Annotated in this window: 28 protein-coding genes, 2 pseudogenes and 1 riboswitch; of the genes and pseudogenes, 15 read left to right on the top strand and 15 right to left on the bottom strand. The window is 68.7% G+C overall.

Going from position 1 to position 25,791, the window contains the following annotated elements; genetic code table 11:
- The first annotated feature begins 195 nt into the window (after positions 1-195).
- The 4 genes from J7E89_RS21690 (at position 196) to J7E89_RS21675 (ending at position 5,222) form a co-directional block, all read left to right on the top strand.
- Entirely contained in the window at positions 196-2,466 is a 2,271-nt protein-coding gene (locus J7E89_RS21690; protein WP_308315558.1) for a heavy metal translocating P-type ATPase, read from the top strand.
- Positions 2,467-2,589: 123 nt separating this feature from the next.
- Complete coding sequence (locus J7E89_RS21685) at positions 2,590-3,261, top strand: hypothetical protein (protein WP_214975997.1); 672 nt, start codon at positions 2,590-2,592, stop codon at positions 3,259-3,261.
- 83 nt (positions 3,262-3,344) lie between these two features.
- Positions 3,345-4,565: a Cmx/CmrA family chloramphenicol efflux MFS transporter gene (locus J7E89_RS21680; RefSeq protein WP_214975995.1), complete on the top strand. Its 1,221-nt coding sequence runs from the start codon at positions 3,345-3,347 to the stop codon at positions 4,563-4,565.
- A gap of 108 nt (positions 4,566-4,673) precedes the next feature.
- Entirely contained in the window at positions 4,674-5,222 is a 549-nt protein-coding gene (locus J7E89_RS21675) for a Uma2 family endonuclease (protein WP_308315557.1), read from the top strand.
- An 88-nt stretch (positions 5,223-5,310) separates the two neighbouring features.
- Here the strand turns inward: J7E89_RS21675 and J7E89_RS21670 are convergent, their stop codons facing one another.
- Both J7E89_RS21670 and J7E89_RS21665 read right to left on the bottom strand, forming a co-directional pair.
- Positions 5,311-5,577, bottom strand: coding sequence for a DUF4031 domain-containing protein (locus J7E89_RS21670; RefSeq protein WP_214975992.1), 267 nt, complete (start codon positions 5,575-5,577; stop codon positions 5,311-5,313).
- On the bottom strand, positions 5,574-5,933 hold the full coding sequence (locus J7E89_RS21665; protein WP_214975989.1) for a hypothetical protein: 360 nt from the start codon (positions 5,931-5,933) through the stop codon (positions 5,574-5,576). Before J7E89_RS21665 ends, J7E89_RS21670 begins: the two co-directional genes overlap by 4 nt.
- Positions 5,934-6,021: 88 nt before the next feature.
- On the opposite strand from J7E89_RS21665, the gene J7E89_RS21660 reads away from it, so the two are divergent.
- From J7E89_RS21660 to J7E89_RS21650, 3 genes are read left to right on the top strand one after another with little or no spacing between them, the layout of a single operon-like run.
- Positions 6,022-6,966, top strand: a complete 945-nt coding sequence (locus J7E89_RS21660; RefSeq protein WP_214975980.1) for a MurR/RpiR family transcriptional regulator — start codon at positions 6,022-6,024, stop codon at positions 6,964-6,966.
- Positions 6,967-7,013: 47 nt separating this feature from the next.
- Positions 7,014-8,048, top strand: coding sequence for an N-acetylmuramic acid 6-phosphate etherase (gene murQ, locus J7E89_RS21655; RefSeq protein ID WP_251060882.1), 1,035 nt, complete (start codon positions 7,014-7,016; stop codon positions 8,046-8,048).
- 9 nt (positions 8,049-8,057) lie between these two features.
- Positions 8,058-9,578, top strand: a complete 1,521-nt coding sequence (locus J7E89_RS21650) for a PTS transporter subunit EIIC (RefSeq protein WP_214975979.1) — start codon at positions 8,058-8,060, stop codon at positions 9,576-9,578.
- Between the two features lie 35 nt (positions 9,579-9,613).
- On the opposite strand, the pseudogene J7E89_RS41855 reads toward J7E89_RS21650, so the two are convergent.
- Positions 9,614-9,853 (bottom strand): annotated as a pseudogene (locus J7E89_RS41855) (hypothetical protein); the annotation flags it as partial.
- Positions 9,854-9,949: 96 nt separating this feature from the next.
- Between J7E89_RS41855 and J7E89_RS21645 the strand changes: the two are divergent.
- Entirely contained in the window at positions 9,950-10,621 is a 672-nt protein-coding gene (locus tag J7E89_RS21645; RefSeq protein ID WP_214975977.1) for a hypothetical protein, read from the top strand.
- A 70-nt stretch (positions 10,622-10,691) separates the two neighbouring features.
- Here J7E89_RS21645 and J7E89_RS21640 read toward each other — a convergent pair whose 3' ends face one another.
- Positions 10,692-11,372, bottom strand: coding sequence for a site-specific integrase (locus J7E89_RS21640; RefSeq protein WP_214975975.1), 681 nt, complete (start codon positions 11,370-11,372; stop codon positions 10,692-10,694).
- A 98-nt stretch (positions 11,373-11,470) separates the two neighbouring features.
- Here J7E89_RS21640 and J7E89_RS21635 point away from each other — a divergent pair, with 98 nt between their 5' ends.
- Complete coding sequence (locus J7E89_RS21635) at positions 11,471-11,947, top strand: amidohydrolase family protein (protein WP_251060881.1); 477 nt, start codon at positions 11,471-11,473, stop codon at positions 11,945-11,947.
- Positions 11,948-12,046: 99 nt separating this feature from the next.
- Here the strand turns inward: J7E89_RS21635 and J7E89_RS21630 are convergent, their stop codons facing one another.
- The 5 genes and pseudogenes from J7E89_RS21630 to J7E89_RS21610 all read right to left on the bottom strand — a co-directional run bounded on the left by J7E89_RS21630 (position 12,047) and on the right by J7E89_RS21610 (position 13,693).
- Positions 12,047-12,226: a CsbD family protein gene (locus J7E89_RS21630; protein WP_374196853.1), complete on the bottom strand. Its 180-nt coding sequence runs from the start codon at positions 12,224-12,226 to the stop codon at positions 12,047-12,049.
- A 259-nt stretch (positions 12,227-12,485) separates the two neighbouring features.
- Positions 12,486-12,878 carry a nuclear transport factor 2 family protein gene (locus tag J7E89_RS21625; protein WP_214975971.1) on the bottom strand — a complete coding sequence of 131 codons (393 nt, stop codon included), beginning with the start codon at positions 12,876-12,878 and terminating at the stop codon, positions 12,486-12,488.
- 122 nt (positions 12,879-13,000) lie between these two features.
- A pseudogene (locus tag J7E89_RS21620) lies at positions 13,001-13,186 on the bottom strand (IS5/IS1182 family transposase); the annotation flags it as partial.
- A gap of 91 nt (positions 13,187-13,277) precedes the next feature.
- Positions 13,278-13,478 carry a hypothetical protein gene (locus tag J7E89_RS21615; RefSeq protein WP_214975969.1) on the bottom strand — a complete coding sequence of 67 codons (201 nt, stop codon included), beginning with the start codon at positions 13,476-13,478 and terminating at the stop codon, positions 13,278-13,280.
- Positions 13,475-13,693: a hypothetical protein gene (locus tag J7E89_RS21610; RefSeq protein ID WP_214975967.1), complete on the bottom strand. Its 219-nt coding sequence runs from the start codon at positions 13,691-13,693 to the stop codon at positions 13,475-13,477. The genes J7E89_RS21615 and J7E89_RS21610 overlap by 4 nt, the downstream gene beginning before the upstream one ends.
- Positions 13,694-13,808: 115 nt before the next feature.
- On the opposite strand from J7E89_RS21610, the gene J7E89_RS21605 reads away from it, so the two are divergent.
- Complete coding sequence (locus J7E89_RS21605; protein ID WP_214975965.1) at positions 13,809-14,648, top strand: helix-turn-helix transcriptional regulator; 840 nt, start codon at positions 13,809-13,811, stop codon at positions 14,646-14,648.
- Complete coding sequence (locus J7E89_RS21600) at positions 14,632-14,853, top strand: DUF397 domain-containing protein (protein ID WP_214975963.1); 222 nt, start codon at positions 14,632-14,634, stop codon at positions 14,851-14,853. The genes J7E89_RS21605 and J7E89_RS21600 overlap by 17 nt, the downstream gene beginning before the upstream one ends.
- A gap of 167 nt (positions 14,854-15,020) precedes the next feature.
- On the opposite strand, the gene J7E89_RS21595 is transcribed toward J7E89_RS21600, so the two are convergent.
- The gene (locus J7E89_RS21595) at positions 15,021-17,027 is read right to left on the bottom strand and encodes a transposase (protein WP_214975961.1); all 2,007 of its coding nucleotides are present in this window, start codon (positions 17,025-17,027) and stop codon (positions 15,021-15,023) included.
- Positions 17,028-17,113: 86 nt separating this feature from the next.
- On the opposite strand from J7E89_RS21595, the gene J7E89_RS21590 reads away from it, so the two are divergent.
- The 3 genes from J7E89_RS21590 (at position 17,114) to J7E89_RS21580 (ending at position 18,958) form a co-directional block, all read left to right on the top strand.
- Positions 17,114-17,305 carry an AlpA family transcriptional regulator gene (locus J7E89_RS21590; protein WP_214975959.1) on the top strand — a complete coding sequence of 64 codons (192 nt, stop codon included), beginning with the start codon at positions 17,114-17,116 and terminating at the stop codon, positions 17,303-17,305.
- Between the two features lie 241 nt (positions 17,306-17,546).
- Entirely contained in the window at positions 17,547-18,227 is a 681-nt protein-coding gene (locus J7E89_RS21585; protein ID WP_214975957.1) for a hypothetical protein, read from the top strand.
- Positions 18,228-18,283: 56 nt separating this feature from the next.
- Complete coding sequence (locus J7E89_RS21580; protein ID WP_251060880.1) at positions 18,284-18,958, top strand: Uma2 family endonuclease; 675 nt, start codon at positions 18,284-18,286, stop codon at positions 18,956-18,958.
- A 67-nt stretch (positions 18,959-19,025) separates the two neighbouring features.
- On the opposite strand, the gene J7E89_RS21575 is transcribed toward J7E89_RS21580, so the two are convergent.
- The 5 genes from J7E89_RS21575 to thrC all read right to left on the bottom strand — a co-directional run bounded on the left by J7E89_RS21575 (position 19,026) and on the right by thrC (position 24,490).
- Entirely contained in the window at positions 19,026-20,207 is a 1,182-nt protein-coding gene (locus J7E89_RS21575) for a S8 family peptidase (RefSeq protein WP_251060904.1), read from the bottom strand.
- 181 nt (positions 20,208-20,388) lie between these two features.
- Positions 20,389-22,011 (bottom strand): chaperonin GroEL, encoded by a 1,623-nt coding sequence (gene groL, locus J7E89_RS21570; RefSeq protein ID WP_214975955.1) that lies wholly within the window; start codon positions 22,009-22,011, stop codon positions 20,389-20,391.
- 278 nt (positions 22,012-22,289) lie between these two features.
- Positions 22,290-22,493: a cold-shock protein gene (locus tag J7E89_RS21565; RefSeq protein ID WP_005315736.1), complete on the bottom strand. Its 204-nt coding sequence runs from the start codon at positions 22,491-22,493 to the stop codon at positions 22,290-22,292.
- Between the two features lie 426 nt (positions 22,494-22,919).
- The gene (locus tag J7E89_RS21560; RefSeq protein ID WP_214975953.1) at positions 22,920-23,195 is read right to left on the bottom strand and encodes a MoaD/ThiS family protein; all 276 of its coding nucleotides are present in this window, start codon (positions 23,193-23,195) and stop codon (positions 22,920-22,922) included.
- Positions 23,192-24,490 carry a threonine synthase gene (thrC, locus tag J7E89_RS21555; RefSeq protein ID WP_214975951.1) on the bottom strand — a complete coding sequence of 433 codons (1,299 nt, stop codon included), beginning with the start codon at positions 24,488-24,490 and terminating at the stop codon, positions 23,192-23,194. The genes J7E89_RS21560 and thrC overlap by 4 nt, the downstream gene beginning before the upstream one ends.
- Before the next feature lie 17 nt (positions 24,491-24,507).
- Positions 24,508-24,635, bottom strand: a riboswitch (SAM riboswitch).
- Positions 24,636-24,810: 175 nt separating this feature from the next.
- Between thrC and J7E89_RS21550 the strand changes: the two genes are divergently transcribed.
- On the top strand, positions 24,811-25,788 hold the full coding sequence (locus J7E89_RS21550; protein ID WP_214975949.1) for a glucosyl-3-phosphoglycerate synthase: 978 nt from the start codon (positions 24,811-24,813) through the stop codon (positions 25,786-25,788).
- Positions 25,789-25,791: the final 3 nt, after the last annotated feature.

Raw genomic sequence — 25,791 nt, 5'->3', positions numbered from 1 at the left:
GAAAAACGGCGACTACAAGTCTGCGACTACAGGTCTAGTCCAATATCCACCCTAGAGCCCGAGCCCCACCCGCGCATCAACACGTCAACGGGTCAACGCGTCCACCGCTTGCACAAGATGGGGGAGGGGGGGTATACATAAATCCAACAGATACCCCCCTGGGGTATACCCATCGGCCCAGCCCAAGGAGCAGATGTGTCCACCACGACGGCCGCAGCCGGAGCCGAAGTCGAACTCGCCATCGGCGGCATGACCTGCGCCTCGTGCGCGGCACGCATCGAGAAGAAGCTGAACCGGATGGACGGCGTCGAGGCGACCGTCAACTACGCCACGGAGAAGGCGAAGGTCACCTACCGGGGCGAGGACATCTCCGTACATGATCTGATCGCGACGGTGGAGGCCACCGGCTACACGGCGAAGGAGCCGGCCCCGGTACGGGCGGTCCCCGAGCCCGGCGACGAGGAGGCTCCAGCGGCGGACGACGGGCTGCGCCCGCTGCGCCGGCGGCTGATCACCGCGACCGTCCTCGCGGTGCCGGTCATAGCGATGGCGATGGTCCCCGCCCTCCAGATCGAGTTCTGGCAGTGGCTGTCGCTGACGCTGACCGCCCCGGTCGTCACGTACGCCGCCTGGCCCTTCCACCGCGCCGCGTGGACCAACGCCCGGCACGGCGCGGCGACGATGGACACGCTGATCTCGGTCGGCACCTCGGCGGCGTTCCTGTGGTCGCTGTGGGCGCTGTTCTTCGGTACGGCCGGTACGCCCGGCATGACGCACGCCTTCGAGCTGACGATCTCGCGCAGCGACGGCGCCGGAAACATCTACCTGGAGGCGGCCGCCGGCGTCACCGCCTTCATCCTCGCGGGCCGCTACTTCGAGGCCCGCTCCAAGCGCAAGGCCGGCGCCGCCCTGAAGGCCCTGCTGGAACTGGGCGCCAAGAGCGTGACCGTACTGCGCGACAACGGGCGCGAGGAGACCGTCCCGACCGCCGACCTGGCCGTCGGGGACCGCTTCCTGGTCCGCCCGGGCGAGAAGATAGCCACCGACGGCACCGTCGTCGAAGGCACCTCCGCCGTAGACGCCGCCATGCTCACCGGCGAGTCCGTACCCGTCGAGGTCGCCCCCGGCGACAGCGTCACCGGCGCCACGCTCAACGCCGGCGGCCGCCTGGTCGTCCGGGCCACCCGCATCGGCGCCGACACCCAGCTCGCCCGCATGGCCAAGCTGGTCGAAGACGCCCAGAACGGCAAGGCCGCCGCCCAGCGCCTGGCCGACAAGATCTCCGCCGTCTTCGTGCCCGTCGTCATCGCCCTCGCGCTCGGCACGCTCGGCTTCTGGCTCGGCAACGGAGCCGGCCTGACCGCCGCGTTCACCGCCGCCGTCGCCGTCCTGATCATCGCCTGCCCCTGCGCCCTCGGCCTGGCCACCCCGACCGCCCTCATGGTCGGCACCGGCCGCGGCGCCCAGCTCGGCATCCTCATCAAGGGCCCCGAAGTCCTCGAAACCACCCGCAAGGCCGACACCATCGTCCTGGACAAGACCGGCACCGTCACCACCGGCAAGATGACCCTGCTCGCTGTCCACACCACTCCCGGCACCACCGAAACCGAGGTACTGCGCCTGGCCGGAGCCCTGGAACACGCCTCCGAGCACCCCATCGCCCAAGCCGTCACCGCCGGTGCCACCGCCAAGGCCGGAGGACCGCTGCCCACCCCCGAGGACTTCGCGAACGTACCCGGCCTCGGCGTCCAGGGCATCGTCGAAGGCCACGCCGTCCTGGTCGGCCGCAGCAAGCTGCTCACCGAGTGGGCGATGAGCCTGCCCGTAGAACTGGAGCGGGCCAAGCAGGAAGCCGAAGCAGCCGGGCGTACAGCAATCGCTGTGGCCTGGGACGGTGAGGCCCGCGCGGTCCTGGAGGTCGCCGACGCGGTCAAGGACTCCAGCGCCGAAGCCATCCGCCGGCTGCGGGCGCTGGGCCTGACCCCGATCCTCCTCACCGGCGACAACCAGGCCGTCGCCGAGTCGGTCGCCCGCGAAGTAGGTATCGACGAGGTCATCGCGGAAGTCATGCCCGAGGACAAGGTCGACGTCGTCAAGAAGCTCCAGGCCGAGGGACGCAGCGTGGCCATGGTCGGCGACGGTGTCAACGACGCCGCCGCACTCGCCCAGGCCGACCTCGGCCTGGCCATGGGCACGGGTACGGACGCCGCCATCGAAGCGGGCGACCTCACCCTCGTACGCGGCGACCTCCTCGCCGCGGCCGACGCCATCCGCCTCTCCCGCAAGACGCTGGGCACCATCAAGTCCAACCTCTTCTGGGCCTTCGCCTACAACGTCGCCGCCCTTCCCCTGGCCGCGTCCGGCCTCCTCAACCCCATGATCGCCGGAGCCGCCATGGCCTTCTCCTCCGTCTTCGTCGTCGGCAACTCCCTGCGCCTGCGCGGCTTCAAGGCCGCCACCAACTGAGGAGCACCACGGAGCACCCCCCGCCCCCCGCCCCTGCACGAAGGACCGCGCCCCCGCCCCCGCGGCAGACCTTCGTACAGGGGCGCTCTCCTTGCCCCTCGTGCCGACGGCAGAATGAGGGGCATGAACGCCACGGCCGCCGCCCCGCCGCATCCCGCGCACGACGAGCTGATCCGCCGCTGGCTGGACACCGTCCCCGTCGAAGGCGCGCTCTGCGCCGACCCTCGCCCGTACGCCGAGAATCTCCTCGCCCGCTGGGCCGAACCGCAGCGGCGCTACCACACCACCGACCACCTGCTCGCGGTCCTCGGCCACCTCGACCTCGACTCCCTGGCCGCCCACGCCGACGACCCGGCCGCCGTCCGCCTCGCCGCCTGGTTCCACGACGCCGTCTACCGCCCCGACCGCACCGAGAACGAGGAGCGCAGCGCCGCCCTCGCCGAGCGCGCGCTGGCGGAACTCGGCCTCGACGACGCCCGTACGTCCGAGGTCGCCCGCCTGGTCCGCCTCACCGCCACCCACGACCCCGCCCCGGGCGACACCAACGGCGAGGCCCTTTGCGACGCGGACCTGGCGATCCTGGCGGCGCCCCCTGCGTCGTACGCCGCCTACACGGCAGCGGTCCGCGAGGAGTACGGCTTCGTGCCCGACGACGCGTTCCGCGAGGGCCGCGCGGCGGTGCTGCGGCAGCTCCTGGAGCTGCCGACGCTGTTCCGTACGCCGCACGGGCGGGCGGAGTGGGAGGCGCGGGCGCGCCAGAACCTCACGACGGAGCTGGACCTGCTCACCATCTGATACGTCCGACACCGGGGGGAATGCGAGGCCGTCCAGCAGTGTTTTGACCTGTCATGCCCGACTCTGACGATCATCGCACCCGCATGCCCCTTGCCGTGTACATACTCGGCATGGCGGTTTTCGCCCTCGGTACCAGCGAATTCATGCTCTCCGGGCTGCTGCCGCCGATCGCCGCCGACATGGACGTCTCGATCCCGCAGGCGGGGCTGCTGATCTCGGCCTTCGCCATCGGCATGGTGATCGGCGCCCCCTTGCTGGCCGTCGCCACTCTCCGCCTGCCGCGCCGTACGACCCTGATCACCCTGATCACGGTCTTCGGCCTCGGGCAGGTCGCCGGCGCACTGGCACCGTCGTACGAGCTGCTCTTCGCCTCGCGCGTCGTGAGCGCTTTCGCGTGCGCCGGGTTCTGGGCGGTGGGCGCGGCGGTCGCCATCGCAATGGTGCCGGTGAACTCACGGGCGCGGGCGATGGCGGTCATGATCGGCGGGCTGAGCATCGCGAACGTGCTGGGCGTTCCCGCGGGGGCGTTCCTGGGCGAGCACCTCGGCTGGCGGTCGGCGTTCTGGGCGGTGGGCGCGGCGTCGGCGCTCGCGCTGGTCGGCATCGTGACGCTGATCCCGCGCATCCCGCTGCCGGCGGAGAAGCCACGGCTCAAGCGGGAACTGTCGATCTACCGTGACGGCCAGGTCTGGCTGGCGATCGCGATCACGGCGCTGGCGGCGGGCGGCATCTTCTGCGCGTTCAGCTACCTCGCGCCGCTGCTGACGGATGTGGCGGGGCTCGACTCGGGGTGGGTGCCGACCGTGCTGGCGCTGTTCGGGATCGGCGCGCTGGCCGGCACGACGGTGGGCGGGCGGGTCGCGGACGCGCATCTCTTCGGCGTACTGATCAGCGGTATCGCGGCGTCGACGGTGTTCCTGGTGGCGCTGGCCGTCTTCGCTTCGAGCGCGGTGGTGGCGGGTGCTCTGGCGTTTCTTCTGGGGGTGTCGGGCTTCTATACGGCGCCGGCGCTCAACGCCCGGATGTTCAACGTCGCGGGCGCGGCGCCGACGCTTGCGGGGGCCACCACGACGGCCGCGTTCAACCTGGGCAACACAGGTGGGCCGTGGCTCGGCGGCACGGTGATCGACGCGGGCTTCGGCTTCGCGTCGACGGCGTGGGCGGGCGCGGCGATGACGCTACTGGCGCTGGTGGCGGTGGGGGTCTCGCTGCGGCTCCAGCGCGGGGGCGGCGGCACCGGCTCACGCGTGGTGATGGGCGCATCGGCGCACGCGCCGGAGAAGGCACGCACCGAACGGCCGTGAGACTGGTGCATCGCTCACCCGATCGTGGGACGCTCGGGGAAGCGGCCACGCACTGTGGTCCCCGCACACTACGTTCGCCTGTCAGGGCCACAGAGAGGGGACCTCACGATGACTGCCGCACTGGTCGAGCCCGAGCTGTCGGAGGATGACATGCCGTCGTGGGACTACCTGCTGGAGACGTGGCAGGAGTTGGACGTGCCGGAGGGGTGGCGCGCCGAGATCGACGAGGGACTGATCACTTTGGTGCCGCCGCCGGACGACGGACACAATCTCATCGCAGACCAGGTGCACTGGGCGCTGCGCAGTACCTTGGCCGACGACTGGGGCGTCTTCCAGACCCTCGGCCTGTTCATCTACCGCCAGGAGCGGCTCTACATCCCGGGCCTCGTCGTCGTTCCGAAAAAGCTGATCGTGGAACGCGCGAAGAAGAAGGAGAAAGCCCCGCTGGCCGCCTCCGAGGCAGCGCTTACGGTGGAGATCACGTCGAAGAACAACGCCTCGCACGACCGGTCGGCGAAGCAGAAGGCGTACGCCCACGGGGATGTGCCGCTGTACCTGCTGATCGACCGTTTCGACGAGGGCGGACCGGCGGTCACTCTCTTCTCCGACCCGCGCAACGGGCATGTACCGGACCGGCCTGCGCAAGCCTTTCGGTGAGACCGTTTCCCTGCCCGAGCCCTTCAGCACCGAGCTGGACACTTCTGGATTCGTCGCCTGAGGCGGCACTGACCACCGGGGCGGGGCCCTACGCCGGCCGCCCCTTGGGCCTGCGCAACCCCGCCGCCGTGATCCTCCGTACCAGCTCCTTCGAGCCCACCTCCACCGCGCCCGCCCGGACGGCATCCGCGTACCGCACGTCCGGAACGTCATAGTGGTCCCGCTCGAACGCCCGCGCCGGACACCCGATCTCCGCCGCGAAAGCGTGTAGTTCCTCGAACGAAACGTCGCTCACCAGGTGCGACCACATCCGGCCGTGCCCCGGCCACGTCGGCGGGTCGATATACACCGTCACCGCAGAGATCCGACCGGCGCCACGATCACGGCCGCCTTCGAGCACACCCAGTGCGGGTCCGGCCCCAGCTCCGGTTCGACCTCCAGCGCGTGCGGTTCCACATCCGTGCACACGGGACAGAGCGGCCAGCGGCCGTACCGCTCAAGCAGCGCGTCCTGTACGTCCTGGGCGATCAGGCCAGTGACGAACTCCGCGCCCGGAGGCCACTGTTCCACCCACCACCGACGGTGTACGACCGCGTCCTCGACCAGCGACACGACGTCCGCCTGAGCCACGTCGCGGGCCGCCAGGTCGGCCATGACCAGGGCGCGGGCGGCGTGCAAGGCCTGTTCCAGGGGTGAGGGGATGGGCTCCATACAGCCATTGTCGCGCGCCCCGAACAAGCGCCTTGGCCGCCAACCACGGGGGTTGACGGCCAACCGCCGGCGAAAATATCTTTCAGGAGTGACCAATGAAGTGAAGGAAATTTTCACCGGCACCACCACGAGCACCCCCACCCCCACCCCACCCGCGCCCGCCGCCCTGGCAGCCAAGGTACGAACCCTCGCGCCATCCATGACCCGCTCCATGCAGCGCGTCGCGGAGGCCGTAGCCGCCGACCCCGCCGGCTGCGCCGCTCTCACGGTCACCGGCCTCGCGGAACTCACCGGCACCAGCGAGGCCACCGTCGTCCGTACCGCCCGCCTCCTCGGCTATCCCGGCTACCGCGACCTGCGTCTCGCGCTCGCCGGCCTGGCCGCCCAGCAGCAGTCCGGCCGGGCACCCGCCGTGACCGCCGACATCGCCGTCGACGACCCGATCGCGGACGTCGTCACCAAGCTGGCGTACGACGAACAGCAGACCCTCGCCGACACCGCCGCCGGCCTGGACACCGTCCAGCTCGGCGCCGCCGTCACCGCCCTCGCCGCCGCCCGCCGCATCGACATCTACGGCGTCGGCGCCTCCTCCCTCGTCGGCATGGACCTGGCCCAGAAGCTGCTCCGCATCGGCCTGATCGCGCACGCGCACACCGACCCGCACCTCGCCGTCACCAACGCCGTGCAGCTGCGCTCCGGCGACGTGGCGATCGCCATCACGCACTCGGGATCGACCGGCGACGCCATAGAACCTCTCCGCGTCGCCTTCGACCGGGGAGCCACCACCGTCGCGATCACGGGCCGCCCGGACGGGCCCGTGTCGCAGTACGCCGACCACATCCTGACCACGTCGACCGCCCGCGAGAGCGAACTGCGCCCGGCCGCCATGTCCAGCCGTACGAGCCAACTCCTCGTCGTCGACTGCCTGTTCATAGGCGTGGCCCAGCGTACGTACGAGACGGCCGCCCCCGCCCTCGCCGCCTCCTACGAGGCCCTCGCGCACCGCCACGCGCCCCGCAGCAGCAGCCGTTAGCCCAGACAACAAGACGCAGCCGTACGACGAGAAAGAGCCGCACCTTCATGACCTCCACCAGCGCGAACGCGGCCGGCAGCAGTGCGGGCAACGCGGCAGGCACCCCCGCAGGCACCACCGCAGGCAATACGGCCGGCAATACGGCCGGCAACACCTACGGCGAACTGCGCGCCCAGCTCGCCACCCTCACCACCGAGGCCTTCCGCCCCGAGCTCGCCGACATCGACCAGCTCCCGACGGCCGAGATCGCCCGCATCATGAACGGCGAGGACCGCTCCGTCCCCGAGGCCGTCGCCGCCCGCCTCCCCCAGATCGCCGCCGCCATCGACGCCACCGCCGAACGGATGGCCCGCGGCGGCCGCCTGATCTACGCGGGCGCCGGCACGGCAGGCCGGCTCGGCGTACTGGACGCCAGCGAGTGCCCGCCCACCTTCAACACCGACCCCACCGAGGTCATCGGCCTGATCGCGGGCGGCCCGACCGCGATGGTCAAGGCCGTCGAAGGCGCGGAGGACTCCAAGGACCTCGCTGCGGCGGACCTGGACGGCCTCGCCCTCACCCCCGACGACACCGTCGTCGGAATCTCCGCCTCCGGCCGCACCCCGTACGCGATCGGCGCCGTAGACCACGCCCGCGGCCTCGGAGCCCTGACCATCGGCCTCTCCTGCAACACGGGCAGCGCGCTGGGGGCGGCCGCCGAGCACGCCCTGGAGGTCGTCGTAGGCCCCGAACTCCTCACCGGCTCCACCCGCCTCAAGGCCGGCACGGCCCAGAAGCTCGTCCTCAACATGATCTCGACCATCACGATGATCCGGCTCGGCAAGACGTACGGAAACCTGATGGTCGACGTCCGCGCCTCCAACGAAAAGCTGCAGGCGCGCTCCCGCCGCATCGTCGCGCTGGCCACGGGCGCGCAGGACGCGGAGATCGAGGCCGCGCTCGCCGCCACCGACGGAGAGGTGAAGAACGCCATCCTGGTGCTCCTCGGATCCGTCGACGGCCCCACCGCCGCCGCCCTGCTCAACGAAGCGCAGGGCCACTTGCGCGTGGCGCTACAGGCGGCCGCCGCCCGTACCGCCTGAACTGACTCCATGACAGAGAACAAGAACCGCGCCGTCGCCGCCGCGATCCTTCCGCTCGTCGGGGGCGCGGGGAACATCACCTCGATCGCCCACTGCATGACCCGCCTCAGACTCGGCCTGCGCGACCGCACCCTCGTCCAGGACAAGCAGCTCAAGGCCCTCCCCGCCGTGATGGGCGTGGTCGAGGACGCGACGTACCAGATCGTGCTCGGTCCCGGGACGGTCGCCCGGGTCACCCCGGAGTTCGAGGCCCTGGTCGAGGCGGAACGCACAGAGCAAGAACGCACAGCGACCCCCTCCCCCCTGACCGCCGACGAACTGGCCGCCCACGGCGCAGCGATCAAGGCCCAGCAAAAGGCCAAGAACGCCACCCCCTTCAAGCTCTTCCTGCGCAAAATCGCGAACATCTTCGTCCCGCTGATCCCCGCCCTGATCGGCTGCGGCATCATCGCCGGCTTCAACGGCCTGATGGTCAACCTCGGCCTGCTCCCCGCCGTCACCCCCGCCCTGGCCGCGATCGCCACCGGCTTCATGGCCCTGATCGCGGTCTTCGTAGGCCTGAACACGGCGAAGGAGTTCGGCGGTACGCCGATCCTGGGCGGCGCCGTAGCCGCGATCATCGTCTTCCCCGGCGTCGCCAACATCAACGTTTTCGGCCGGCCGCTCTCGCCCGGCCAGGGCGGTGTGCTGGGCGCGCTCGGCGCGGCGGTTCTGGCGGTGTACGTCGAGAAGTGGTGCCGCCGGTGGATCCCGCAGTCCCTGGACGTCCTCCTCACCCCCACCCTCACCGTCCTGATCTCCGGCCTCGTCACCGTCTTCGGCCTGATGTTCGTGGCCGGCGAAATCTCCACCGCCATCGGGGACTTCGCCGGCTGGCTCCTGTCCACCGGCGGCGCGGCAGCGGGCTTCGTCCTCGGCGGCCTGTTCCTCCCCCTGGTCATGCTGGGCCTGCACCAGGCCCTGATCCCGATCCACGCCACCCTCATCGAGCAGCAGGGCTTCACAGTCCTGCTCCCGATCCTCGCCATGGCAGGCGCGGGCCAGGTCGGCGCGGCCGCCGCCGTCTACCTCCGCCTCCCCCGCAACCCCTCCATCCGACGCACCATCAGGTCGGCGCTCCCAGCGGGCCTCCTGGGCGTGGGTGAGCCCCTGATCTACGGCGTCTCGCTCCCCCTCGGCCGCCCGTTCATCACGGCGTGCGTCGGCGGCGCCTTCGGCGGCGGCGTGGTGGGCCTGCTCAACCAGTTCGGCGGCTCGGTGGGCTCAACAGCGATCGGCCCGTCCGGCTGGGCCCTGTTCCCCCTCCTGGACGGCAACAAAGGCCTGGCCACGATGATCGCGGTCTACGCCGCCGGCCTGATCACCGGTTACGTCGCAGGCTTCCTGGCCACGTACTTCTTCGGCTTCAGCAAGCTTCTCTGCACTTCACTCAATGAGGTGGATGACGACGAGGAGACGGAGCAGAAGCCGCTCGTCTCGGCACCCGTCGAGACGGGACGGGCGTCGGAGGAATCAGCTCTCACACGATGACCGGTGGTCTCCAAGGGCCAACAGTGCAGGACACATCAGAGGGCGGCGCCACGGTGGTGGCACCGCCCTCTGACTGTCACATCGTCGTGAATCACCCCGGCCACTGAGCTTGTCCTACCGTTTTGGCGCGGGCCCACGTCATGGCGGGTGGCCGGGCGGTGGTTCTTCGGACCAGGTGGTCGGCCAGGGCCGGGACGTGACGGTTTCGGCGCCCCGGCCGGAGAGCTGGTCTTCGTGCGCAAGTTTCTGAACCCATTGCGAACACGGGCGGGCGTCCCCTGACCGCTCAAGTATGGCTACCCAGGGACGCAGGGCCGATGTGAGTATCCGCACGGATTCGTATCGGCGAGGGGCTGCCTACGGTGACGTCCATGACTGCACCCGATTCCACCTCCGCGCCCAGCCGCAGACGGCACCGGATCATTGTCCTTTTGGTCACACCAGTGGTGGCGCTGTTCGGCGGCGCCTGGTACGTGATGTACGGCTGGCCGGAGCGGTACGACAGCGAGCCGCCGCCGGAAATGTTGCGGCGTATCGCGGCCCACAACCAGGACGCCTACCGTGTACTGGATCTCGGGCCCGTGCTGAAGCCGCAGTCCGGGCCGGAGGACCCCGCTAAACACCATTCCAGCAACTCCGCTTCGACGGGTGAGTGTTACCCCGATGGCCTGGAAGCGATGGAGGACGAGCCTCTCGACGGTGTCTACAACATCCATCACAGCTGGACCGCCGTCAGGAAAGACGGCTCCGGGGTGCGGGTCGCCTTCGGCCGTCTGAAGCACCATCTCACGGCAAATGGCTGGGAAGTCGACTGGAGCGAATCCATCAACAAGCAGAACTTCAGCGTGATCGCCGACAAAGACGGCTACCAGCTGTCGATCGGCTGGGATGCAGATTTCAAAGAGGTCACCGGCCTTGGTCGCAGTCCCTGCGCCCGCTTCCCCGACCGATCGCAAGAGCGCGCTTACCGCCCCGCCGACCACTACGCGGTCCCGGACCAGCAACTGACACCGCCTGACCTCGTGCCCAGCCGGCGGCGCTGAGAGGAGCACATGATCAAACCGGGGGCACTGAAGCATTGGCCGTACTGGTCCAGAAGCACGGCCAACCATTTCAGTCACGACCGGAACGGGGACGGGGTACCCCGAGATCAACCACCGGCCGCTGTGCCAGCCTTGCGGCCTCGTCCTGCTTGGTGCGCAAGAACGTCAGTGTCAGCTCGATGCCATCGATTTCGCCGAGCCACTGCTCCTCCTCCGCACGTTTGCGACGCAGCAGCAAGTCCTTCTCCAGTTCTGCGAGCCGCGGCAGCATCTTGGGGCTGATCTGGAGCATCGGGCAGCGAACACAGGCGTGCTCGTGCTGGCAGGGAGTGCCGTAGGGGCGCGCGCAGTTGCCCAGCTCGACTTTGCGCTTATCGAAGTGCTCCTCGAACTCGGCCCACTCTTCGGGGGTGACCTCTCCATACTCCGATTCCGGGCGCAGAGAGCGCCGATGGTTCAGGAAGGCCTGGTAGTGACCGACGATGTCCTCCGCGAACACGGCCACGTAGCCCTGAGTCGTCCGTAGATCGAGGTGCCCCAGCAAGGCAGCGCCGATATGAATCGGCAGACCTCCGTTGACGATCTCGGTAGCGAACAGCCGACGAAAATCGTGCGGCGTGAACTTCAGGCCCATGAAGGCGGAGTTGGTCGCTGCGAGCTCCGTGCAGCTACGCCCCAGCATGTTCAACACGGTCGCACCGGACATGACGCCGCACGCAGTGCCGAGGTGCCGCTGCAGGAGGAACGGCATGGGCTCCGACCACACTCGCTCGTGCGGGTCGTAGCGCGTGACCAGCGGAACGCTCCGCCGCCCACGACGTGCGTGCGGCCCATTGTCCGCTGAGCAATATGCGGCTGGCCTCCGGCATCATGCGGTTGCCCGACTTCAGACGGAGAGGCATCAAGGTCGGGCTCGGGCTGGACGGCGGCACCAACGACACGTCGGACTTCCATGCCCTGATGAAGACGGCCATCGGCCTGCAACGGGCCCGCTCGAAGGACGCCGGAGTCTTCCCCCAGGTGCACGACGTCCTGCGCATGGCCACGCTGGGCGGCGCCGAGGCCATCGGTGTCGCCGACCGGGTGGGCTCGCTGACCCCCGGCAAGCGGGCCGATGTCGTCGTGATGAACCCGGCCGCGCTCAACTTCGCACCACGGTTCGACTGGCTCAGCCAGATCGTCTTCAACGGACAGCCCGAGAACGTCCAGGCGGTGTTCGTCGACGGCCGGCCGCTGAAACTCGACGGCCGGCTCGTCGACGTCGACACCGACCGCGTCGTACGGGAGGCCGAAGCAGCCGCCACCCGACTGCGCAACGCCGCGTAGGCGGCGATCCGGCGCCGACGAGGCGCTGACCAACCGTGACCACAAGCTGTCGGGCCCGGCAGGGGAGACGGTGGGAGACGGCTGCCGGGCCCGAATCAACTAGCGCGTTCCGTGCTTGAACACGTCCTTCATCTTTTCCTTCGCCTGGCGAGCGTCGCCCTTGACCTGTTCGCCTCGCCCTTCGGCTTCCAAGGATTCGTTGCCGACAGACCGGCCGGTGGCTGCCTTCGCCTTGCCCTTGGCCTGCTCGGCCTTCGCCTTGGCCTTCTTTTCCTTCACAACACTCACGTCCTGCCGGTCGAAAAACTGGACACTCTACGTGTCACCAGGAGGCCACCGTTGAAACAGGAGAAGTGATTCGTGTATCGCGCACCAGACGGAGTCCGGGCCGGACGATATGGACGCGGCTGACCGGCGTGCTGGTCCCGGGACCGGCTGGCAGACGGGACAGGCACAGGTTCGGTGATCAGGAAATTGCGACACTCTGTGACCAGCGGGGGAGACCTTTGCAGCGCTGCCGTCATGGCTGACCGAACCGCTACGACCAGAACTCGTCGTACGCCGCCGGGTCGGTCGTCACCACCCAGCCCTCGGTGATCCGGCCGTCGTCGATGTGGAGGACGAGGGCGTAGTCCAGGTCGAGCCTCCTGCCCTCGCGTGACGCCGTGACGTGGAGCAGGGCGACCGTGTGGTCGTCGTTGGCGAGGACGTCGTGGAGCTCCGGGCGGTAGGTGCCGCCCGTTAGCTGGAACTCCCGGCCGAACAGGGCGAACGTGTCGTCACGCCCTCGGTAGTCGCCCGCCAGGCGATTCCTGCCCCCGACGTGCCAAACCACGTTGGGATGGAAGACCTCGGCCAACGCGTCCATGTCGCCCGCCGAAAACGCGGTCATGGTGCGGTGGAAAACGGCGGTGTTCGGATGATCGGTCATCAGTGCCTCCCTCGGCCTCCTAACGAACGTAAGCCGGGCGACGGCCTGAGACTCGCCGTAGTTACGCCGTCTGGCTTGGTGATGATCGTGTCGGCGAGGTCGAAGAAGGCTTCGATGACACGGGCGCGGCGTTCGTAGCAGCGGGCAAACCGAAGAACCTGCAGCAGCTTGTCGAAGAGGATCCGATCGCCGATCCGCCGCCGGTGGCCTCCCAGCGGGTGGCCCGGATCAAACTCGGGGCGCCGCGGCAGCAGGGCGACGAATTGGTTCCACAGCGGTTCGGTCATCCATGACGGCAGCGCAGGCACAGGCCTGTCCCGTCTGCCAGCCGGCCCCGCCCGCCGCCTATCCGTGCTACCTCTAAGGCACGGACATGCCTGTAAGCGGCACGGCCGCGCCTCACGGCAGCCGGCCTTCCACGTTGACCTCCCGTACGCGCGCTCTCAGCACCTCCCCCAGCTCGACCGACCGCACGTCCTCCGGCGGGCAGTCCCACTCCTTGCCCCCGCCGGGCGGCCGCAGCTGTACGTACGTGCCGACCCGCCCCATGACCCGGCCCACCCGCCCGTCCCGCACATCGACCGCGTACTCCCCCGTCAAGGCTTGAGCCCCTGGAGTACTGCCGCGAGCCGCATCGCCGTGTCGAGGTTGCAGCGCCCGAGATCCACCAGCGGGTACGTCGCCGCCTTGCTCTCCAGCGACACCACGTCCACCCGCAGCGACGGCAGCTTCACCGCCACCACCCCGAGCCCCTCCCGCAACTGGGCCACCACCTCTTCCGCAGCCCGCAGCCGCTCCGACGATCGCACCACCATGACCAGGCACCTCCGCACACTGAGTGTTCGCTTTCCTCACACAGCGTGGCCGAATTGGGCCTAGCCTGACAGTGTCCGCAGTCCAACAACGCCACCTGTCGGACAGGGAGTTGCCATGCCCGGACCCAAGGGCCTCGACCCGTCCTCCTCCCCACGCGCCCTGCTCGGCGCGGAACTGCGCCACGCACGCGAGAAATCCGGACTCACCCAGGACGAACTCGGCCAACCACTGTTCGTCAGCGGCTCGTTCATCGGCCAACTTGAGGCGGGTACGCGCCGAATGATGCCGGAGTACGCCGTGAAGATAGACGAGATCCTGGGGACGGGCGGCTTCTTCGAGCGGAACTGCAAGGCGTCCACCAAGTCGAAGTACCCGGACCACTTCGCGGAGGCGGCCGAGGCGGAAGCGATCGCGACGGCGATCAAGGAGTACGCGCCGCTGCTGATCCCGGGCCTGTTGCAGACGGAGCCGTACGCGAGGGCGATCTTCCGCGCGTACCAGCCGACGGCGACGGAGGAGGTGATCGACGGACTGGTGGCGGCGCGGCTGGAGCGCGCTCACCTCCTCGACGATCCAACAAAGCCGTTGTTGTGGGTGGTTCTGGACGAGGCGGTACTGCGCCGGAAGGTAGGCGAGCGTGCGGGGATGGCGGAGGCGCTGCGCCACGTGGCGGCGATGGCCCGTCGCCACCGGGTCATCGTGCAGGTGCTGCCGTTCGCAGCCGGCGGCCATGCAGCGATGGGTGGCGCCATCAAGCTGATGGCCTTCGAGGACGCACCCCCGCTCGCCTACCTACAAGGGCCGGGTGCAGGGCAGTTGGAGGACGACCCGGCCACAGTCGCCCGCCACCAACTGGCCTACGATCTGGTAGGGGCCATAGCGCTGTCACCCAAGGAATCCCTGGCCCTGATCGAATCAGTGGCGGAGGATTACGCGCATGAAGACCAGCCCTGAATACGACCTGAGCTCGGCGACCTGGCACAAGTCCAGCTACAGCGACGGCAGCGGGGGCGACTGCCTCGAAGTCGCCGACGGCCACCCCGGCATCGTCCCCGTCCGGGACTCCAAGAACCCCAACGGTCCGAGGCTTGAGCTCCGGGCCGAGAGCTGGTCCGCGTTCCTTCTCGGCGTGAAGAACGGGCAGCTCACAGGGCCCTGATCCGGCCCGGGGCTCAAGCCCCGGAATCCGAGCTCTTTTCAATGGATTGGGCGGGTGAGAACTACCCAACCACCCGTCCAACTCCCGCTTACCTCAACGCGAATAACTTTCCGTGATCGGCTTGCCACACACAGTACGTCGTGACGGTCTAAGACTTGATCCGCAATTCACCAAAGGGTGAGCTGTGGACTGCACGCGGTGCGGGGGCCGGGCGCTCCAGCGTGGTCACGCCGAGGGCGTGTCTCATCTGGGGTTGCTCGGTTCCGCGTTCCGGCGGTTCGGTGAGCAGAGGTCACCCGCTGTCGGGGGACTGCCACGCGACCAGCACCCCGAGGGGTGTTCTGGCACGGTGTGGTTGACTCACTCAGCGCTTCTTCCAGCGCTTTTGCGAAAACGATCTGTGCGTGCCTGGACATCACGGTGTCCAGGTATGCGGTCTTGGGGTCGTCCACGTCAGCAAAGCGGACGAACGCCGCCAGGGCGGCGCTCACGAGGTCGCGCTTTCCGGCGAGCCCGCACGCGATGCACTTGTGCTCTCTGTCCCGCAGCGACTTCGAGACGCGCTCGCCGCACAAACAGTGCTGAGACAGCGCAGTGGACCAGGTGGAGGCCCAGACGAGCCGCCCACCGGCGGCCTGGCATTCGATCTCCAGGGCCTTGATGAGCAAGCCGGGTGTGGTCTGCGAGAGGCGCTTGCCCCACAGCCGGTACCAGGTGCGGATGTCGCAGTCCTCCACCACGAGCACGGGGCCGTGGGCGGCGATGATCTCCCGGGCCACGATGCGGGCTCGGTGGCTGCGGTGTTCGGCCATGCTGGCGGCGTGTTCGGCCTGGCGGGCGCGCATCTCCCGGTAGTTGGCCGACAGCCGGTCACGCCGGAACGCCTGTTTCGGAACTCCGTCCGAGCGGGTATCGCGGGCACCGCCCAGCACCGTGATGCTCTTCTCCGGCAGGCCCTTGGATGCCCGGCGTTCTGCCCGACGCTGCTGTTTCTTCGACAGCCCGTACTGCGCGGTGTTCGTTGCCCGGCGGGAGCGCTCAAGCGCCCGCGCACGGCCGCGCCGCTTCTTCGCGGCCGTCTCCAGCCGCGCCTTCTCCTCATCGGTCAGCACGATCTCCGAGGAGGCCGGGGGGCCGTCCTGCGGGTCGAGGCTGGCGAGGAAGGAGACGACAGAGAGGTTGGAGACGTTCCCGTCCACCCCGCCGATCCGGTCGAGCTGGGCGGCCTGCTCGCGCATCTGCTGGACGGCCGGGGAGGTGTATCCGGGGCCGAGGATCATCAGGTGCGCCTCGGACACCCAGCCGCCCGGCGCGGACGCCTTGCGGCGGCGCACGAGGTCCACCTTGTGCCAGCGACCGGGATTCGACAGGAAGTGCTCGACCCGCGCCCACTGTCCCGGTTGCTGCGGGATGCGCACGGGCAGCACCAGGTCACCCCGGCTGGAATCGGGGCCTCCGGCGAACACCACAGCCAGCGGCCCGGTGTGGTCCCACCAGGTGGCCTTCCGCATCGCGGGCTTGCCCGCTGCGGTGGTCTTGCCGGTGGGCACCTTGCCGTCCGGCGCGGCCGGCTTCGGCATTCGCTGCGGCTGCATCAACTCATGCCGGCCACCGTCGGTGTAGGCCATGACGTGGCCGTGGAGGGTGCCGGTGAGGCGGAAGGTCTCCCACTTGTTCGCGGTCGTGTGGGAGCGGGCGCGGCCGGGGACTCGGGTGAAGTCGTGCCAGCGGCCCACCTTCGGACGCCCGTGTCGGCGGCCTGAGTTGTCGGCGAACAGGTGCCGCTGGACGCCGTTCCACACCTCGTCGGCCATGTGCATCGCCAGGGCCTTGGAGGCGTGGTGCCCCAGGTGCCCGGAGTCTTCCAGGTGCCTGTATGCGCAGCGCTCCAACGCTTCGCGGGACAGGCCGAGGCGCTGCCGCACGGCCTTCGCGCCCTGCTCGTTCCGCTCGTGGTACGCGGCCCAGTAGGCATCGACCTTGGCGCGGGCGTCCCGCTGCACGGCCTGCTTCATCGTGCCCATCGCGTTGAACAGCTTCTCCACACGGGTCAGGTCGGCGAGGTCGGTGACGACGAGCGGAAGCACCATCACCGACACCATCCCGTCGTCGGGCTTGGTCCACTTCGGGGCCTTGCTCTTCCCCCGGAACCTGCGCGTCTGGGCAGCCTTCATCGTCATCACCCCCCGTCACGAATTAGTTGACCTACAACACCATATATGAGTAGTTCAGCTATGACAAGCGCGCTAGAATGGGGTCCATGGCCATTAAGATTCCTGGATACGAAGACGCAAAGCAGGCAGCACAGCGACTCAAGGTCACCGTCCAGCACGTTTACAACCTCAACAGCAGCCGCGCTGACTTCCCCGCCCCCGTCTATGTCGGGCGCACCCCCCTGTGGCCGGTTGACCGGCTGGACGCCTGGCGGGAAGCCCACCCGAAACGCGGATAGCAGGTCAGTTATGCCTGTGCGGGAAGTAATTGACCTTTATGCGTCGTTGCATCCGTTCGTGCTCAAGATCAGCGTCATCTGCCTGAAGCCCCGATCCCTCCCCCACTGGACCGGCCTCACCATCAAGGCGTTCCTCGCCCTGGCCGCCCACGTCTCCGCCCTCCTACCAGCGCCTGGACTCGGGCCCCGTGGGCGCTGCTGCTAGACAACCGCGTCTAAGTTGTATTAATCACGAGCGTTGTTGACAGTCACAGGGGAAGCCGGTCACCTCCGCCTCGGCCGGGAGACGGTCACCGACGAGGCGACCGGCAGCCGGCGCTGGGTGCCCCGCACGTTCTTCTCCCGCACCGCCAGGGACGACGCCTGGCGGGCAGCCTTCCAGGGCCAGAGCCAGAGCGGCAGCAAGACCAAGACCAAGACCACCCCCACGCAGCGGCCGAGCCGCCCGCAGCCCCAGCAGCGTTCACGCGCGTACGAAGTCCTCGCCTCCCTCGGCCGTGCCAAGCCCCAGATGTCCCTCTCGGCGGACGACTGCGTCACCCTCGAATCCGTCGCCACCGAGTGGCTGACCCGTGGCGCCACCGACGACGAGCTGCGGCACGCGCTGACCTCCGGCCTGCCCGCCGAGGTCCACCACCCCGCCGCCATCGCCCGCACCCGGCTGGCAAAGCTCCCACCCGAACGCGCACCGCACCCCGACCCGGGCGTCCCAGGCCCCGCCCCCACCCTCCGCATCCTGGAGTGCACCGAATGCCGGGCGCCCGCTCGCCCCGAGGCGCTGTCCGGCGGCCTGTGCCGCGTCTGCCGCGACGAGCCGCCGCTCCCGCCCCGCGACGGCCTCCCCGAGGCCGACGTCCGCGCCCACGCGGCCAAGATCCGAGCGGCGGCTGCGACACGCCGCCCTGAAGGAACCTGCGCATGACTGTTCAGCCCACCCACGCCAGAAGCGGGGCACGATGTAGGGGAGGAGGCGACGCCATGACCCCCAGCACCGCTGATCGCCCGGAGATGTCCATCGAGGACTTCGACGAGCTCGCCCGCAAGGCACCCAGGAACGTAAGGCTCGAATTCATCGGGGGACGGCTGGTGGTCAAGCACGGCCGTATCGACATCGAAGACTTCGAGGAGCTTGCCCGCAGGGCGCCCGAGACAGTGACGCTCGAACTCATCAACGGAAAGCTAAGGGTCAAGCCGGTGCCGGATGGCGACCACGGAGCAATCTTCATGTGGCTTCTGCGGCAGTGCATGCAGCAGCGCCCCGAACTGGACCTCCACCCTGAGCAGGGGCTGGTGATCGAGACCTACCGCAGGGGACGCGCCCGCCCTGACGGGGTCCTCGCGCCGATCGGGCACTTCGCCGGGCAGGGCGAGTGGGCCGCCCCCAAGGGCGTTCTCATGATCGTAGAAGTCACCTCCCACGACTACGACACCGACCGTCGCGAACGGATCGAGAAATGCGACGGCTACGCCACCGACGGCATCCCCGTCTACCTTCTGATCCACCGCGGCAACAACACACTGACCGTATTCAGCCGTCCGAAGAACGGCATGTACGACCAACACCCGTCTTACGCGTACGGTGACACCGTCCCGCTCCCCGACCCCGTCGGCATCGCGCTGGACACCGGAAAGCTCAAGGACTTCGCCCACTGAAGCCGAGAACGACGCCTGCCCTCCACTCCCCGAGCCGGGGTGGAGGGCAGAGCGCCGCCGTGGGCGGTCAGATGCCGTTCGTGAACAGGAGCTTGTTCGGCGTGCCCGGGGTGACGCCGGACAGTACGTCCTTCGTGGAGGTGGCGTCGAGCCAGCTCGCGATGTTCCCCGGGGTGGCCGCCGGGTTCGTCGTGTTGTAGAGCAAGGCGGTCCCGGCGACATGCGGGGAAGCCATGGACGTGCCGTTCAGAGCGACCGCGCCGCCACCGAGCTTGGCCGAGATGATGGCGGTGCCCGGTGCGTACAGCTCCACGCATGGGCCGTGGTTGGAGAAGAACGCCTGCGCGTCGGAGTTGTCGGACGCGGCGACCGTGACCACGCGTTCCGCAGACGCCGGGGAGACGCCGCAGGCGTCCTTCGCGTCGTTGCCCGCCGCGATGACCGGCAGGACGCCGCTGTCCGAGAGGGCGGTGGCGGCCCTGTTGAGCATGAAGGACCGCGAGCCGCCGAGCGATCCGTTGAGCACGGCCGGCCTGGCGGGGTCCAGCGCGGCGTGCGTCGCCGTCCATTCCAGTCCGGCGATGATCGTGGCGTTGCTGCCCTTGCCCTCACAGTCGAGGACTCGGACGCTGATGAGGTCGGCCTGGCGTGCCACGCCGTACGTCGCCCCGCCGACCGTGCCCGCTACGTGGGTGCCGTGGCCCTGGCAGTCCCTCCCGAAACGCCCTTCGAACGGGAAGCCGTCGAAGCCGAACCGGGCGCGCCCCTCGAACTCGCTGTGGTCGTAGTCGATGCCGGTGTCGAGGATGTACGCGTTGCCTCCGGCGCCGGTCGCCTCGGTGGTGAACTGGCCGTCGAGCGGCAGGAAGGGCTGGTCGATGCGGTCCAGGCCCCAGGACGCGGCGGGGCCGGACGCGGTGACCTCGGCGTCCTGCTCCACGGCCGCCACGTCCGGGTCGGCCCGTACCTCGGCCAGTTGGGCGTCCGTGAGCTTGGCCGCGAAGCCGTGCATCACCTTCTCGAAGCTGAACAGGGGGGTTACGCCGACCTGGCGCGCGGCCATGGCGACGTCCGACGTGGGCTTCATGGCGACGAGGTACTGGCCGGGAACGGCCTGGTCCGAGAGACGGAGCGGAGCGAGAGCGGAACCGTCCGCGGGAGCGGACTGAGCGGAGGCGGACAACGGGCCTACGATCGCCAGGACAGCCGTGACGGCAGCCGCGAGGGCGATCCTCATGGGGTTTGGCATGGTCACGATGGCACCATGCAGAAACGGTCACCCACAATCACTCTGTGCGGTGGTTTGAACACACTAAGTAGTGGCACGCCGCTGAAAACGCCCGAGGGCGGCACCCCCGCAATGGGAGTGCCGCCCTCGGTCGCGTCAGCTGTGAAGCTGTGCAGCGATGGAGCTACTGATCCTTGGCGGATCAGAAGTCCATGTCACCGCCCGGCATGCCGCCGCCCGCGGGGGCACCGGCCTTCTCGGGCTTGTCGGCGATGACCGCCTCCGTGGTGAGGAACAGCGCGGCGATGGACGCGGCGTTCTGCAGGGCAGAGCGCGTGACCTTCGCCGGGTCGATGATGCCTTCGGCGATCATGTCGACGTACTCGCCGGTCGCGGCGTTCAGGCCGTGACCGATCGGCAGGTTGCGCACCTTCTCGACGATGACGCCACCCTCGAGACCACCGTTGACGGCGATCTGCTTGAGCGGGGCCTCCAGCGCCAGACGCACGGCGTTGGCGCCGGTCGCCTCGTCGCCCGAGAGCTCGAGCTTCTCGAAGACGGCCGTGGCCTGCAGCAGCGCCACGCCACCACCGGCGACGATGCCCTCTTCGACGGCCGCCTTCGCGTTGCGAACGGCGTCCTCGATGCGGTGCTTGCGCTCCTTGAGCTCAACCTCCGTGGCGGCACCGGCCTTGATGACGGCCACGCCGCCCGCGAGCTTCGCCAGGCGCTCCTGGAGCTTCTCGCGGTCGTAGTCCGAGTCGGAGTTCTCGATCTCGGCACGGATCTGGTTGACGCGACCCTGAACCTGGTCGCTCTCACCGGCGCCGTCGACGATCGTGGTCTCGTCCTTGGTGATGACGACCTTGCGGGCGCGGCCGAGCAGGTCGAGACCGGCGTTCTCGAGCTTGAGGCCGACCTCCTCGGAGATGACGGTGCCACCGGTGAGGATGGCGATGTCGCCGAGCATGGCCTTGCGGCGGTCACCGAAGCCCGGAGCCTTGACGGCGACGGACTTGAAGGTGCCACGGATCTTGTTGACGACGAGCGTGGACAGCGCCTCGCCCTCGACGTCCTCCGCGATGATCAGCAGCGGCTTGCCCGACTGCATGACCTTCTCCAGCAGCGGAAGGAGGTCCTTCACGTTGGAGATCTTGGAGTTGACGATCAGGACGTACGGGTCGTCGAGCGACGACTCCATGCGCTCCATGTCGGTGGCGAAGTACGCCGAGATGTAGCCCTTGTCGAAGCGCATGCCCTCGGTGAGCTCAAGCTCGAGCCCGAAGGTCTGCGACTCCTCGACGGTGATGACGCCTTCCTTGCCGACCTTGTCCATCGCCTCGGCGATGAGCTCGCCGATCTGGGTGTCAGCGGCGGAGATCGAGGCCGTAGAAGCGATCTGCTCCTTGGTCTCCACGTCCTTGGCCTGCTCCAGCAGAGCGGCGGAGACGGCCTCGACGGCCTTCTCGATGCCACGCTTGAGGGCCATGGGGTTGGCGCCGGCGGCGACGTTGCGCAGGCCCTCGCGGACCAGGGCCTGGGCGAGGACAGTCGCGGTCGTCGTGCCATCACCGGCTACGTCGTCGGTCTTCTTCGCGACTTCCTTGACCAGCTCGGCGCCGATCTTCTCGTACGGGTCCTCGAGCTCGATCTCCTTGGCGATGGAAACACCATCGTTGGTGATCGTGGGGGCGCCCCACTTCTTCTCGAGGACGACGTTACGGCCCTTCGGGCCGAGGGTGACCTTGACGGCGTCGGCGAGCTGGTTCATCCCGCGCTCGAGACCGCGCCGTGCCTCCTCGTCGAACGCGATGATCTTAGCCATGTGAAGTGGTCCTCCCGGACTGGGGTGGATAGCGGAGGACTGTGTGGCGCCCGCGACGGACGGCCTGCGACGCCGGGTGGTTCCTTGCCCCACCCGGCCTGCGGGCCTCGCCGACCCAGTCCTTCTGTCACTCTCACTGGGAGAGTGCTAACGCCAATGATTAGCACTCGACCCCTTCGAGTGCAAGCGTCCCCCGGGGAAGAGCACACGCATGAAGGGCCTGTACCCGGGTACAGGCCCTTCATGCGTGAGTGCGTCGGTGGCCGATCGCGCCGAGATCAGACGGCGAGCTTGACCATGTCCGCCTGCGGACCCTTCTGGCCCTGCGAGATCTCGAATTCGACTCGCTGACCTTCTTCAAGGGTGCGGTACCCGTCCATCTGGATCGCGCTGTAGTGGACGAAAACATCCGCACCACCGTCGACCGCGATGAAGCCGTACCCCTTCTCCGCGTTGAACCACTTGACGGTGCCCTGAGCCATGGCTTAACTCCCCTATTTCTGGCCCTTGCACAGGACCGCACTTCGCGGGTCCTGGGTCAGACTCCTCCGCCCTCCGACAGGAGAGGGCGTGCGCCGGAACGCGTCGACCGCGGCTGAATGTATCCGCCCAACTGCCCTCTGCAACAGGTCAATCGGACGAGAAATCTGGGCATGGCGGAACACGCGAATGCGAAGAATTCCCTGGCTTCCAGGGCAAGTCGGGCCGGACAAGGCGCACATAAGCGGCAATTAGGTCCGGCACTTTGGCTGCTTCTTGTCGTGCGGGGACGCATTCTCATATGCGCCGGGCACAGGCAGCGGAGGGGGCTTCCCCAACTGTACCGCGCTCAACCATGCAGAATTGCCCCCTCCGCTTCTATGGCGGAGAGGGCAATCGGCGTAACAGCGAGTGGAACTGGAGTCCGGTCAGCCGCCGGCGACGGCCGGAATGATGGAGACACCCGCGCCGTCCGGAGTAGCCGTCTCCAGGCCGCCCTCGAAGCGCACGTCGTTGTCGTTCACGTACACGTTCACGAAGCGGCGCAGCTTGCCCTGGTCGTCCAGGACACGGGCCGCGATGCCCGCGTGGTTCTTCTCCAGGTCGGCGATCACGTCGGCGAGGGTCGCACCCTCGGCCGGGACCTCGGCCTTGCCGCCCGTGTACGTACGAAGAATGGTGGGGATGCGGACATTGACACTCATGCGAGGCCAGCCTCTCGGAAAGAGTCCAGGTTGGGGCGGATGACGGCGGACTGACCCGTGGTCGGGGCCACCGCCTCAAGGGTCTTCAGGCCGTCGCCCGTGTTGAGCACGACGGTCGTCAGGGTCGGGTCCAGCAGCCCGGCCTCGATGAGCTTCTTCGTTACGCCGACGGTCACGCCGCCCGCGGTCTCCGCGAAGATGCCCTCCGTCTCGGCCAGCAGCTTGATGGATTCCACCACCTGCTCGTCGTTGACGTCCTCGACCGCGCCGCCCGTGCGGCGGGCGATGTCCAGGACGTACGGGCCGTCGGCCGGGTTGCCGATCGCGAGCGACTTGGCGATCGTGTTCGGCTTCTGCGGCCGTACGACGTCGTGCCCGGCCTTGAAGGCCGTCGACACCGGCGAGCAGCCCTCAGCCTGAGCACCGAAGATCTTGTAGGGCTTGTCCTCGACGAGGCCGAGCGCGATGAGCTCCTTGAGCCCCTTGTCGATCTTTGTGAGCTGCGAGCCCGAGGCGATCGGGATGACGAGCTGGTCCGGGATCTCCCAGCCCAGCTGCTCGCAGATCTCGTACGCCAGGGTCTTCGACCCCTCGCCGTAGTACGGGCGCAGGTTGACGTTGACGAAGCCCCAGCCCTCGCCCAGCGGGTCGCCGATGAGCTCGGAGCAGAAGCGGTTCACGTCGTCGTAGTTGCCCTCGATGCCGACGAGCTCGCCGCCGTACACCGAAGCCATGACGACCTTGCCCTGCTCCAGGTCGTGCGGGATGAACACGCAGGAGCGGAAACCGGCCCGCGCGGCGGCGGCGCCGACGGCGCCGGCCAGGTTGCCGGTGGAGGAGCAGGAGAGCGTGGTGAAACCGAACGCGCGGGCCGCCTCGACGGCGATGGCCACGACGCGGTCCTTGAAGGAGTGCGTCGGGTTGCCGGAGTCGTCCTTGACGTACAGGTTGCCGGTGACACCCAGCTCGCGGGCCAGGTTGTCGGCCTTGACGAGCTTGGTGAAGCCCGGGTTCAGGCTCGGCTTGGACGCCACGTCGGCGGGCACGGGCAGCAGCGGCGCGTACCGCCAGATATTGTCCGGTCCGGCCTCGATCTCCTTGCGCAGCGCTTCGGCGTCCCCGAGCGGGAGGTCGTACGCGACCTCGAGGGGACCGAAACAGGAGGAACAGGCGAAGATCGGGCCGAGTTCGAATCGTTCTCCGCACTCGCGGCAGGAAAGCGCGGTGGCGGGTCCCAGGTCTACGGGGAGGGGATTCGTGGTGCTTGCATCAGCTTCAACAGACTGCACAGCCATGGTGGCGAGGCCCTTTCTCCTCATCTTCCCCACGGCGCATTTCGCCGTGAGACGGAATTGGCACCGTCCCCACCGTTACCTCGCGGTCGGCGGAATGGTTGCCGGGACTTCAACGGGCCGTTCCCTCTGTCCCTCTGGATGAGCGCTATGGCGCCGGGTCTGGACCCGGCGCGTTTGTTCCGCGGTACCCCCGAGATGCGAGGGGCCTCCGCGTTGTTCAAGACTGTAACCGAACCCCCGGACGGATGAGACTGTCGTCCGCAACGCGAGATGGATCAACGACGAGCCGGACGACGGCTCACCTGACGAGGGAGAGGCACGTGCTGGAAGAGGTGGAGCGCTGGCTGGACCAGCGGTCCTGGTCCACGGCTGACCGGCCGCTGGACCGGCTGGTCGCGGCCAAGGCCGGGCGCGGCCTCACCGTCAGTGTCGTGCTGCCCGCCCTCGACGAGGAGGAGACGGTCGGCGACATCGTCGCGGCGATACGCCGCGAGCTGATGCTGACCGTGCCCCTCGTCGACGAGCTGGTCGTCATCGACTCCGGCTCGAAGGACCGCACCGCCCAGGTGGCGACGGCGGCGGGGGCGCGGGTGGTCCACCGTGACGCGATACTGCCTCGCATACCGGCCGTCCCCGGCAAGGGGGAGGTGCTGTGGCGGTCACTCTTGGTGACGAGCGGCGACATCGTGTGCTTCATCGACGCGGACCTGAAGGAGTTCTCCGCCTCGTTCGTCTCCGGCATCGTCGGACCGCTGCTGACCGAGCCCGACGTCCATTTCGTCAAGGCGATGTACGACCGCCCCCTCGGCACCGAGTCCGACTTGCTCGCCTCCGGCAAGACCCCGAGTCAGGGCGGCCGAGTCACGGAGCTGGTGGCGCGCCCGCTGCTCAATCTGCACTGGCCACAGCTGGCCGGCTTCGTCCAGCCGCTGGGCGGTGAGTACGCCGTACGCCGCTCGCTGCTCGAACAGCTGCCCTTCCCCGTCGGTTACGGAGTGGAACTGGGCCTGCTCGTCGACTCGCTCCACATGGTGGGCCTCGACGCGCTGGCCCAGGTCGACGTCGGCGTACGCAGACACCGCCACCAGGACGGGCAGGCGCTCGGCCGGATGGCCGCGACCATCTACCGGACCGCTCACCTGCGGCTTTCGCGCGGCCCGCTGGTGCGGCCGGTGCTGACGCAGTTCGAGCGGGGAGAGAACGGACTGGGGTTCGTCCCGCGTACGCATACGGTCGACACCCAGGAGCGGCCGCCGATGCGCGAGATCGACGAGTACGCGGCGCGGCGAGCGGCTTAGCGA

Source organism: Streptomyces sp. ISL-100 (genome assembly GCF_018614615.1).
Lineage (GTDB): Bacteria > Actinomycetota > Actinomycetes > Streptomycetales > Streptomycetaceae > Streptomyces.
This window is presented reverse-complemented; position numbering and strand designations above follow the sequence as displayed.